Consider the following 8,891-nt stretch of genomic DNA (forward strand, 5'->3'; position numbering starts at 1 on the left):
AGATAAATATTTCTCGCGCGCACGCGTTTTATTTTTTTCTTCTTTTAACTTGTTTAGGCAGTAGCTAAAGCTAGATTTATCAATGGCTATAGAAGTCTAACTATGAGAAATTGTGAGTGAACTATGAGAAATTGTGAGTCGAACTATGAGAAATTGTGAGTCGAACTATGAGAAATTGTGAGTTAATTATGAGTTGATTTTCTATCTCATGGAAAATACAATATTAATCTCATTATAAGTTGAGATTAGTAATGAAAAAGCAAACAATTACCAAACATAACCATTTAATTGAAGCAAGTTACCGACTATCACTTACTGAAATGCAAATAGTGCTTTATGGCATTAGCTTAATTAATCCGTTAAACCCTGACGAGAGTAGTGTGTTTAGCTTTGATATCGAAATAGCTAAGTTTTCAGAAATGTTTGACAGACAACATAGTGAAATTTATAGGGACTTAAAAGCAGCAGTAGACCATAGGTTTTGGCATCGCGAATTCAGTTATTACGATGATCAAGGAACGCAAACAAAGCAGCGGTGGCTAATTATGGCACAATACAATGATAAAAGTAGTACTATTAAAGTGGCCTTTAACCCTTTTATTAATAAATATCTTAGTAAGTTGAAGGACAATTTTACAAGCTACTACATTGAGCAGATCGCGGCTTTTAAGAGTATTTATAGCATTAGAATTTATGAAATAGCTGCTATGCACTTAAATAGATCGAAGAAACAACAATATAAGTTTTCTTATGATATCGAAATGTTGAAAGAGTTGCTTGAGTTGAGTGGTAAATATCAGCTTACAGCAGACCTTAAAAGGTATGCAATTGAACCTGCAGTTAAAGAAATTAATAAATATTCAGATCTTATGATTAAATATCAGTTAAAGAAGACTGGCAGAAAATACACCAGCATCGAATTTTTTGTTAAAAAGAGAGCTATTAATAAAAATAAACCTGTAAGACCAAAAAGAGCAGATGCAATTATTAAGATCGCGGATAAAAAGAAAGCTCTAACAAGCGAGCAAAAGCAAAATGGCTCCGCGATACTAGAAAGTCTAAAAAAAACCGTCAAGAGCTAACTTGTGGGCACAGTCATTACTTAATAATGTTTTTGATCAAAATATGACAGTTAACTGCCATCATTTTAGAGTTAAATTACAGGCAAATAAAAGTCAAAATAGCTGTTAATTGAAGTTATCTTGACCTCAAAAATTATACTGTAATATTGTTTTTATCTGCATATGCCTTGATCGCCTGGCGCACTATTGTATTCATACTCATGCCAGTTTCTTTTTTAAGGTTACTAAGCAGTCTTTGTTCAAATGCATTTAATGGCATACTTAACTTCCCTGCGTTACGTGGTGCTGACGGATCAAGGTTAATTTCAACATCTGAGTTATTGTGTGGATTGGTGCTGTTCGCTTTATTCGCAAAAGCCTCAGCTTTTGCATCGATATCTTGTTTGGGCTTTAGATTACGGTTGGATCGCTTAATATCACGCATGGCTTAACTCCATTTTTTCTTTTTTGCTTTCTAATTCTTTTAATATGTCATTAACAAGATTTTGGATTTCAGCTTTAGCTTTAGAGTGTTGAGTTTCTACAACTCCTAAGCCCTGACTTATTGTGTCTCTAAATGCTTTACGTTCTCTAATTATGGTTGGGATGATAGAAATTGAAGAAAACTCATTTAGTAATTTTCGAGCTTCTTTTGCCTCATTGACTACTGGATTTGTCGGTGACATGTTTAAACACGCAAAGCATTTCAACTCTTCATTTATTATTTTTGCTTCTTCGATGATTTCATCTAATCTAGCCATTGTGTCTAAATCTGGTTGACTGGGCTTAAAAGGAGTTAATAGAATGTCTGCGGCAGTTAAGCCTGATCGTAGTTCTTTGCTGTCATGGCCTGCAGTATCTACAACAATGTAATCATATCTATCAGAAAGTTCTAATAATGTTTTTCTAATATTTCCATATTTTTGTAAACAATCTAAGTGAGGTAAATTATTTGTGTTTTCTCTATCTTGCGACCAATTATTTGATGTTCCTTGAGCATCAGCGTCAATTAACAACACAGTTTTTTTAAGTCTTAAAAGTTCAGCACAGATATTAACCGATAAGGTTGATTTACCAGTCCCTCCTTTTTGGCTCCCTAATAAAATAATCATTATTACCCTCAGACTAATGCCACTTGTAATTTGACTGTAGTTTACATGTAAACTACAGTCAAATTGATGTTTAATTAATCGCATTATACATGCATATTAATGTTAGTTACAAATCTGTTACTTTCGCTATATTTGAAGCCGGTATGTGATCGGTAAAATGGAGTGTCACACACTTTTCGTCGAGCACAACGTGCAAGTAAGTTTTTTTGTAAGTGGGTCATGCTTGCAAGTGTGGCCACATTTACACGTCCTGCTTCACCCTCTAACTAGATACTTTTTTAACATTAGTGAATATAATTGAATATAAACCTAACATTAATAGATATTTGATATACATATGCTTAATATTACTTAACATTATTTTAGAGGCAAAAAAATGGCTTTAGATGTCTCAACACTAGAAAGCATGACTCCAACAGAAGAAGAGAAGTTTTGGTTAGAGTTTGAGAAAGCCTTAGACTCTGATGATGGTGCAGAAGCTAAGAGACACCTTGCTGAAGGACGATCCATTTATTATGGCGATGATCGCTACCCTAACGCTGTCATTAAAGAGCACCCTGATGGACCAAAACAGTTGGTCACTTTTGATCGAGACAACGATTATACTGAAGTTGTGTTACAGGAGTTGTCATAAAAAAACAGCCCTCAGAGGGCTGTTTTTGGTGTTATGTTTTGATAACCGTCATTATCACAGGTAATTTATTCCTCTCTTTTAGGAGGCTTTGAATTTAAACAATACGAAGCTTCACAATGGAGACAATGAAACTCACTCTTAAGTAAAATAACGAGCGCCACTCTTAAAAAATTTCCATACTTGCTATTGGTTTTCACTATAGGCAATAAAGGCAATCCACAGTTGTCACACTTTAGTAAGTATTGTATTAAAAATAGATGTGAAATGACTACAATAAAAAACATACCAAGGGCTAAGTACATCAATGTGCTTACTAGTGTATCATTTACTTCATATATAAAAAGACTAATCAGTTTAACTAAAAAAAACAATATAAACGCAATAAATGGCGATACAATTGCTGCGGATATAATTCTAATCTGTGCCTTTTTCCCAAAAGGCCGCACTTGGTCATCGGCTAAAGGTGGAAAGTACTTTGCCCTATACTTTTCTTTTCCTATCCAGCCTTTTAGAAAACCTTCTTTTACTATTCCATTAAACAAAACTGAATTAAAAAGGATGACAAATATTAACGCGTATAAATAATTGATATATAGATCGTTGTTATTTTGTGATTGCAACACAATAAAACCAATGTATAAGGGAATTACTACATTTACAATAATAAGAGAAACAACCGATAATACTAAGGCTACTTTCGATCTAACAAGAGGCAAAACGATATATGATAAAATATAAAAAGCCGTAGGGATTAAAATAAAAATTGTAATTGCAGGCCAAGGGGAATTAATATTCCCCAGCTGCACAATTGAATCCTTAATAGTCATGAGTCCACCTTTTGGTTCTTTTGCCCATCTATTGGCGAACTATGTTCATGTTCTGCTAAGTGATTGCTATCTTTTTTATTATCTATTTTATCCTTACTATGAAGCCCTTTCACTGCTTGGTTAGCTAGAAGATCTTTAGTCACTCCCGAGGCGCTGTCTGCAACGGAAGTTAAAGAAATATGTATAGCTTTGATAGCAAAATTCTTGTCTTCTACAGCAAATGTATCATAAAGTCCTCTAGTCCCCCGTATACCAGGCATAACACTTCCTATAAAGGCTTGCTCAACGGTTTTCTTATCTAATTTTCCATCACTTGCTGCTCCTGCAACAGTTCCAACTACAGTGCCTACAGCTGGCCCTATTGCTTTCTTTCCTAATTTTGCAACCACTGATAACGATGCTGCCTCTGGTGAAAGGGCAGCCGTTATGAATGAACTAGCAAAGCCAGCAGACGCTCCAATTCCTGCTCCTTTAAATAACCCACCCCAACTATGAGTTTCAGAATATCCTTCTAACGCACCAACAAAAGCTCCTGAAACTCCTCCAATGATTTGTTCCGCAACATCAGGAAGCCGCCCATCATGGTCAACGTATTTTAATGGGTTGTCATTGGCATATACATAACGGTTAAATGACAGTGGACTTTTTCCAATATCCACTTTCTCAGGATCCACACTCATAAACCTACCGATGGCCGGATCATAATACCGCGCACCGTAGTAAGACAACCCTGTCGCATCATCGTGGAGCTTGCCAGTGAAGCCGACGTGCTCACTCGGACGATCTTTTGAAGTGTCTAGAGCTTCTTGGCCATATCCCCAATAGACTTGCCCTTGATTAAAGACAAAACTCTTATCTTGACGAGTTTCTTGAAGTGGTGAACCCAATAAATCATTGTGTAAATACACAGTAGATTTATTGCTACCATCAAACCCTTGTTTCTGATAAGCGACTTTATGGCCTAACAAATAAAAGTAGTAAGTGTCATCACCCTGATCTACAGTTTTATTTGGAATGTGTTGTTGAAACAACAGTTGATTTTTTTGGTTATAAATCTGAATTGTTTCGTCATTTCCTTTGAGGACTTTAACGCGATTGCCATTACCGTCATAAAAATATTGGTCATCATAGCTTTTACCATTAACAGGATTAACGCCTTTGGCTTGCACGAGTTGCTGAGTGTCATTATAAACAAAGGTATTGCCTGCTTTATTGCTGGTAATGTCTCCATAAGCATCATAACCAAAATTCTCGTTAACAGAGCCACTGATACTCATCAGTTTATTATTTGTATAGTGATAGCTAAGATTGCCTCTCGCACCCGAGACATTAACAATGTTACCAACAGGGTCATATCCAATCGTTGATGATTTACCCCCGAGGCTTTCGCCTGTTAGCCAGTTTGCTGCATTGTATGAATACGTTTGTGCATGGGCGCTATTTGGATCCTCAATTTTTAAAATATTACCCATTGGGTCATACGTGTAATGACGCTGAGTAAAGGGCTGCTCATTCCCAAAAGCCACCTTGATATCATTATCCATTTGACGATCATTAAGCTGATAAGTTGTTACTGCACCATTGGCATCAGTGAAGCTTTGAATTTTGCCATTTGGGAAATATTTTACATTAGTGACTTTATTGCCTACTTTAGTCGCACGGCCTAAGGCATCAGGCGCATAGTCAACCTTCATAGCATCACCTGGATAAGTCACACTAGAAAGGTGATCTAGACCATCGTAGCTGTACTTAAACAAGAAATTCTTGTGACTGCCACCAGCATCAACATCTGGGAAAATGAGATTCGCTGATTTTAAATTGCCATTATTATCGTATGTATAGTCCCACTCACTGTGAAATGTTGAGTTGCCATTTTGTACTTTAGTCTTATGACCGTCAGCATCATAGGTCATAGTAATATTGCGATTTAAACTAGATTCGGGGTTTCGTACTTGAGTGAGTTGGCCCAAAACATCATAGCGAAAATCGACATTAGGAGAGTTACCAACTTTCTTAGAAGTCATCTCACCAATGGCATCACGTCCATAAGCGGTATGACCTGTCTCCGGGTTATCTTCACCGGTTAAAAAGTAATGAGAGTCATATTGGTATTTACGAATCACTGTGGGCTTTGTTGGATTATAAGCTTGACCAATTAAAGTAATACGCCCCATCGCATCACGTTCTATACCGGTACTGAGTGCGACCTTACCCTCACCATAAATATCAACGCTTTTTTGCATGATTTTCATAAGCTGCTGCTGATCTGGATCACCAAAAGACCGGTAAGTATCGACGGTCACATTGCCTTTAGGGTCGGTAATCGTCGTCGTATTTGCACCATAAGAATATGAAGTCACACAAGGTGAAGCAGCCGTACATTCACCGGTGTGAGGAGGTAGATTGCCTGGATAGCGAACTTTAAAAGTGACATCTACATAGCTTATTGGCAAATAAACCATCACATCAAGTTCGGATTTTTTTATAATGGGGAGCAAAAATATTGAAGCCTCATCATTTTTCACAGCAACAGGGTCGCTTTTAAATTCTAAAGGAGTCCATTGAGGAAGGGTTTGATCATAAGAGGTTTTCACACTATCCGGAGCAAAAGAGTCAGGTTTAAAATTTCCCCAACTGACAGCCTGTACAGAAGCAGCATTATCACCCCAACCAGATAGCGGCAGTTTAATTCCGTTAGGAACAGATTGCATAGAAGTATAGTTATGAAAATCGATTGTCCGTGTAATCGTTTTCGTATAATCAGCAAACGCCGACCCCGAAGCCACCATCCCCATTAAGGCAAATAAAGACAGGTGTTTTTTAATCTTTTTCATTGTTATTACTTCCTTTTAACCTTGATAAGGGATCGGGCTAAGGCCATCACCGATTTTAGTTAATGGTAAAGGTGCTTCAACCGCGGTTACTCGACCTAGTGCATCACGAGTGGTGTAAGTGCCTAAGAAGCCTGCTAGGTTGTCTGGAGAGTAATCAAATGGTTCAGGATAAGACCTGAACATCTCACGACCATATGCATCATAACGAATTTTAACAAGGTTTATTGCCTTACCGTTATTATATTGCGCAGTGCTTGTTGTGCGACCAAACCCATCAAACCAAGACGTTGATTTAAAATTACCCCGCGTGACTGTTTTAGTCGCTTGCCCACTTGGTGCAGTGAAATTATGCCAAGTGAGTGTAACTGGATCACCAATCGGCGGTGTCAGTTTGGTTAAGCGATACATCGAGTCATACTCATAACTCGTTTTATTGCCCAAGCCATCGGTATAGCTAGTAATTGTGCCATTAGAATTGATTACAAACTTAAACTGATTACCAGCTGCATCTGTGATCAATTGAGGCATGCCTGCGACATAATTTTGGAGTGTTGTTTTATGGCCCAATGCATTGGTAATCGTTGCGATGTTACCAGCGGCATCATAGGTATAAGACGTTTTTACACCATTCTCAGTTTGATCCAGCAACTCACCCGTATCATTAAAAGTACGTGCAATTTGATTGACTGCTTTACCACCGCTATCTTTCCATTCCTCATTCTGAGGGATGAATAATAAATGTGGGACTGCATTAATCGTGTATTTTTTCTCGTAGTTAGAAAGAGCTTCTGTGCGGCTACCTTGTAGCGAAGACTTTGACACATAATTCACCATGCTATTGTCGTCATAACCATAGGTCGTGCTATAGGTAACGCCTACGCGTTTAATGGTTTGAGTTGCTAGTTGAGGTTGAGCTATTTCAAATCCATATCCGAAAGATTTTGCAATATGGCGTTTGCTCCAAGTATAAGCAGAGACTTCCAATGGTGTTTTTATAACGTCTTGTATTTTGTAGACAGTTTTATTTGATAACAAACCTGTCTGCCAACTTGGTGTTGGTCCCACGTCATAAGCTGTCAAAAATTGATAATCCACTTCTTTTCCTGGTGAAGTGATTTTTGTTATTAGTGTAGCGGGAATAGCCTCGCCAGTGGTATACGCCTGGTTTCCTTTATATCCCCATCGCCCAGTATTTGCTGTTACCTCATAATCATAACTCCAGGTCCCTTTAGTAATTCCTGGGCCTGAATTAGTTTGTTTGGTCACATATGTTGTTGCTAATCGAGGAGCCGTCTGTTTATCACTAATCGAGTAACTAGCCAACTGGAACTGGGATTGACCGCCATCAGGATAAATAATCGAATTAATTTGAGTGCCTGCCCAACCTAAATGCCACTCTGATTTATCAGGTAATTTAATATAGGCCGGATCAGGTTGTGGCCCTGTTTTTCCATTGATAGTGCGCGGGTCAATTTGCCATGTTTTGCCGTCACTGCTTGTAATCGTACTACCACTGACAATGAGCTTGTAATTACCCATTGTAATCGTCTGTAAATGGAAAGGGTCTCGTACGCCACCACCGCTGCGACTGTAAGCATAAGTGATTTTTTCACCACCATGAGGGCTGACAATTTGATCAACAGGAGACTCTCCCGTATAAGGCCAACTATTAAATACATGGTAGGTTGTGCCATCAGGGGCATAAATCCATCCGCCAAAACCTGCATATGGACCAGAACCTGAGTAACTCACTCCTAAATCTGCACGCCAGCCATCCATAGATTCAAAAAGTCGCGTACCAATTCCATGCGCTCCTCCTCGAGAAGGGCTGGTTGTATAAAGCTTATGACGGCCACCGGATGGATCTTGAAAAACAACAACGTTTGGATCGTTACAACTAGGTGAAGAGGAACTGCCATAATCACAAAAAGCATCTATAAGATTAGTTTCAACTAAACCTGTAAAAATACCTTCATTGGGTTCAAAAGGACTAACATCTTCACCGGAACGATAACTCCAGGTCACATTTAAATTTAAACTATCATTACCTGGGATGCTGACCAATGGAATATGAACAATTAATGCCCCTGTAAAAGGATCGACTTTAGAGACAGGCGCATTTTGAATCATGCTGCGATAAAATTCTTTGCTGTTGTAATCCCCTGGACTGCTGGGAACATCCGGTGTTGCCACTAAACTCATGGTCTTCGGAGCGTCTTTCGTTTTTTTAATTTCTTTGGCTAATTTTTTCTTAGCACTTTCTTTGGTGTTGTTATTTTGTTTCGCGTGAGTTTGTTTGCTATGTTTTGGCTCAATTTTAGATTGAGCGGTGGAATCTTTATATTGCTGTAAAAAGTTAATTGATTGTGAGCTTGCTACCGCGCTGTTCAATCCCAACGCAAGTAAGACAGCCGTAGTGACGA

The 8,891-nt window shown here is 38.2% G+C and carries 7 protein-coding genes; 2 read left to right on the top strand and 5 right to left on the bottom strand.

Translation table 11 applies throughout. The features are described from left to right. Positions 1–251 precede the first annotated feature (251 nt). Positions 252–1,082, top strand: a complete 831-nt coding sequence (locus tag BGC07_RS18645; RefSeq protein WP_069314567.1) for a replication initiation protein — start codon at positions 252–254, stop codon at positions 1,080–1,082. Between the two features lie 133 nt (positions 1,083–1,215). Here the strand turns inward: BGC07_RS18645 and BGC07_RS18650 are convergent, their stop codons facing one another. Together BGC07_RS18650 and BGC07_RS18655 are read right to left on the bottom strand one after the other, a co-directional pair. Beyond that, positions 1,216–1,506, bottom strand: coding sequence for a ribbon-helix-helix domain-containing protein (locus BGC07_RS18650; RefSeq protein ID WP_069314568.1), 291 nt, complete (start codon positions 1,504–1,506; stop codon positions 1,216–1,218). Continuing rightward, entirely contained in the window at positions 1,499–2,173 is a 675-nt protein-coding gene (locus BGC07_RS18655; protein WP_069314569.1) for a division plane positioning ATPase MipZ, read from the bottom strand. Before BGC07_RS18655 ends, BGC07_RS18650 begins: the two co-directional genes overlap by 8 nt. A 376-nt stretch (positions 2,174–2,549) precedes the next feature. Here BGC07_RS18655 and BGC07_RS18660 point away from each other — a divergent pair, with 376 nt between their 5' ends. After that, on the top strand, positions 2,550–2,807 hold the full coding sequence (locus BGC07_RS18660) for a hypothetical protein (protein WP_235603493.1): 258 nt from the start codon (positions 2,550–2,552) through the stop codon (positions 2,805–2,807). 65 nt (positions 2,808–2,872) lie between these two features. Here BGC07_RS18660 and BGC07_RS18665 read toward each other — a convergent pair whose 3' ends face one another. The 3 genes from BGC07_RS18665 to BGC07_RS18675 form a co-directional block, all read right to left on the bottom strand. Further along, positions 2,873–3,634 carry a hypothetical protein gene (locus BGC07_RS18665; RefSeq protein ID WP_069314570.1) on the bottom strand — a complete coding sequence of 254 codons (762 nt, stop codon included), beginning with the start codon at positions 3,632–3,634 and terminating at the stop codon, positions 2,873–2,875. Beyond that, positions 3,631–6,468, bottom strand: coding sequence for an RHS repeat domain-containing protein (locus BGC07_RS18670; protein WP_069314571.1), 2,838 nt, complete (start codon positions 6,466–6,468; stop codon positions 3,631–3,633). Before BGC07_RS18670 ends, BGC07_RS18665 begins: the two co-directional genes overlap by 4 nt. A gap of 15 nt (positions 6,469–6,483) precedes the next feature. After that, a partial coding sequence (locus tag BGC07_RS18675) for an RHS repeat protein (protein ID WP_162272295.1) occupies positions 6,484–8,891 on the bottom strand: 2,408 nt, incomplete at its 5' end.

Origin of the sequence: Piscirickettsia litoralis (assembly GCF_001720395.1) — a bacterium.
In the GTDB taxonomy this organism is placed as follows: Bacteria; Pseudomonadota; Gammaproteobacteria; order Piscirickettsiales; family Piscirickettsiaceae; genus Piscirickettsia; species Piscirickettsia litoralis.